The sequence below is a fragment of the Pseudoroseomonas cervicalis ATCC 49957 genome, from assembly GCF_000164635.1.
Classification (GTDB): domain Bacteria; phylum Pseudomonadota; class Alphaproteobacteria; order Acetobacterales; family Acetobacteraceae; genus Pseudoroseomonas; species Pseudoroseomonas cervicalis.
On record NZ_GG770784.1, the window covers coordinates 80704 to 83099 of the forward strand.

Consider the following 2396-nt stretch of genomic DNA (forward strand, 5'->3'; position numbering starts at 1 on the left):
CACGTCGCGGTCGGGATAGGCGCGGGTGTTGGCCAGCGCCCGGTAGCGCCCCGCCTCCTCGCGCAGCCGGTCGCAGAAGCCGAGCAGCGCCGGCGCGCCGCAGGCCGCCAGCAGCGCCTGGTGGAAGCGGCGGTGGCATGCCTCCCATTCCGGATTGGCCAGGAAGCGCCCGGTCTCCAGCGAGCGGGCCACGCGGCCCAGCCGGTGCTCGGCCAGCACCAGGGCTTCCTCCCACGCCGCATCGCCGCGGCTGATGGATTCACGCAGCGCCGCCGTCTCGGCCAGCACGCGGCTGCGGATCAGGCCGGAGAGCTGCTCGGGCTGCGCGCCGGCGACGCGGAAGCCGCGATGCTCCAGCCGCTCGGCCAGGCCTTCCGCCGCCAACTTCGACAGCGCCTCCCGCACCGGGGAGGCGCCGGCGCCGTACTGCGCCGCCAGGTCGCGCAGCTTGAGCTTCAGCCCCGGCGCCAGCCGCCCGGCCAGGATGTCGTCGCGCAGGCGGCGATGCACGCTGGTGGCCAGCGTCGGCTCGGCCGCCTCCGCGGCGACCGGCGGGGCGTTCGTCGGCATCGGCAGATCCATGCCGTCCGTTTTATCGACGAATCCATTTGACCTCCAGAAAATTTCGACAAAACTACCGCACCAACCACGGGGGAAACGCGCATGCGGCTGCTGGCATTCGAGCAGGAGGGTCGCGCCCGGCTGGGCGCCCGGATCGGCGACCAGGTCGTCGCGCTGGAGGATGTGCTGCCCGGCCTGCCGCAGGACCTGAATGCGGCGATCGCGGCGCTGGACCTGCCCCATTCGGCCGCCTCGCTGGCGGCGAAGCTGGCCGATGCGCCGAAGCGGCCGCTGGCCGGGCTGGCCCTGCTGCCGGTGGTGCCGCGCCCGGGCAAGATCCTCTGCATCGGCCTGAACTATGTCGAGCACGCCAAGGAGGGGAACAACCCGATCCCCGACTACCCGGCGGTGTTCCTGCGCGGCGCCACCTCGCTGGCGGCGCCGGGGGCGGCGCTGCTGCGGCCGCGCGTCTCGGAGAAGTTCGACTACGAGGCGGAGCTGGCGATCGTCATCGGCCGCCGCGCCCGGCACCTCTCCGAGGCCGAGGCGCTGTCCTGCGTCGCCGGCTACACCTGCATGAACGAGGGCTCGGTGCGCGACTACCAGCGCAAATCGACCCAGTGGAGCATGGGCAAGAATTTCGACCGCACCGGCGGGCTCGGCCCCGAGATCGTCACGCCGGACGAGCTGCCGCAGGGCCCGAACGCGCTGCGCATCACCTCGCGCATCAATGGCCGCACGCTGCAGGACAGCAACACCTCCGACATGATCTTCCCGGTGCCGCGCATCCTGGCGATCCTGACCGAGGTGATGACGCTGGAGCCGGGCGATGTGATCGCGACCGGCACGCCGAGCGGCGTCGGCTATCCGCGCCAGCCGCCGGTCTTCATGCGCGCCGGCGACACGGTCGAGATCGAGATCGAGGGCATCGGCGTGCTGGCCAACACGGTCGAGGACGAGGCCTGATCCTGCGCGGCTGACGCGCCGGCTCTGCGGGGCCGCGGAACCGCCGGCGCCCGCAGAGGCGCCGGCCCGGCAAGCCGGAACGAAGCGGCCGGACAGAAGCGCCGCGGGGGAGGTCGCACGGGCATGCGCAGCGTCACGCTATCCTTCGACAACGGGCCGGAGCCCGAGGTGACGCCGGGCGTGCTGGACGTGCTGCGGGCGCATGGGCTGCGCGCCAGCTTCTTCGTGCTCGGCCACAAGCTGGCGGCGCATCGCGCGCTGGCCGAGCGGGCGCGGGACGAGGGCCACTGGATCGGCAATCACAGCTGGTCGCACCGCCGCCCGTTGGGCGAGGCCCTCCCCGGCGAGGCCGAGGCGGAAGCCGAGGCCGAGATCGGCCGCACCCAGGACCTGCTCGGCCCCCTTGCCCATCCCGACCGGCTGTTCCGCCCGCAGGGCGGCGGCGGGGCGCTCGGGCCGCATCTGCTGAGTGGCGCGGCGCTGCGGCACCTGCAGCGCGGCGGCCACAGCCTGGTGCTGTGGAACGCCGTGCCCGGCGATTTCCGCGACCCGGAGGGCTGGGTGGCGCGCGCCCTCGCCCTCTGCGACGCGCAGGAGGAGACGCTGCTGGTGCTGCACGACCTGCCGAATGGCGCGATGCGGCATCTCGACCGCTTCCTGGGCCTGCTGCGCGACCGCGGCACCGCCTTCCGCCAGGACTTTCCCGAGAGCTGCGTGCCGCTCTGGCGCGGCGAAGCGCGGCGGGCGCTCGACGCCTATGTCACCCCTTGCCCGGAGGCCACGCCATGACCCTGCCCCGCCGCCCCCTCCTCGCCGGCCTGGCGGGCGCCCTGCTGGCCGCGCCTGGCCTCGCCCGGCCCGGCCATGCC

General features: G+C 73.9%; 3 protein-coding genes. 2 read left to right on the forward strand and 1 reads right to left on the reverse strand.

All coding sequences use genetic code 11. The features are described 5' to 3' along the window. A partial coding sequence (locus HMPREF0731_RS18420) for a GntR family transcriptional regulator (protein WP_169312311.1) occupies positions 1-570 on the reverse strand: 570 nt, incomplete at its 3' end. Between the two features lie 93 nt (positions 571-663). Between HMPREF0731_RS18420 and HMPREF0731_RS18425 the strand changes: the two genes are divergently transcribed. Together HMPREF0731_RS18425 and HMPREF0731_RS18430 are read left to right on the forward strand one after the other, a co-directional pair. Then, on the forward strand, positions 664-1527 hold the full coding sequence (locus HMPREF0731_RS18425; protein ID WP_007005708.1) for a fumarylacetoacetate hydrolase family protein: 864 nt from the start codon (positions 664-666) through the stop codon (positions 1525-1527). A 123-nt stretch (positions 1528-1650) separates the two neighbouring features. After that, positions 1651-2316, forward strand: a complete 666-nt coding sequence (locus HMPREF0731_RS18430) for a polysaccharide deacetylase family protein (RefSeq protein ID WP_007005709.1) — start codon at positions 1651-1653, stop codon at positions 2314-2316. Positions 2317-2396: the final 80 nt, after the last annotated feature.

Bases quoted from the DNA above. Each gene is read 5' to 3' on its own strand.
- HMPREF0731_RS18425 (WP_007005708.1), top strand. From the start codon at position 664: ATGCGGCTGCTGGCATTCGAGCAGGAGGGTCGCGCCCGGCTGGGCGCC.
- HMPREF0731_RS18430 (WP_007005709.1), top strand. From the start codon at position 1,651: ATGCGCAGCGTCACGCTATCCTTCGACAACGGGCCGGAGCCCGAGGTG.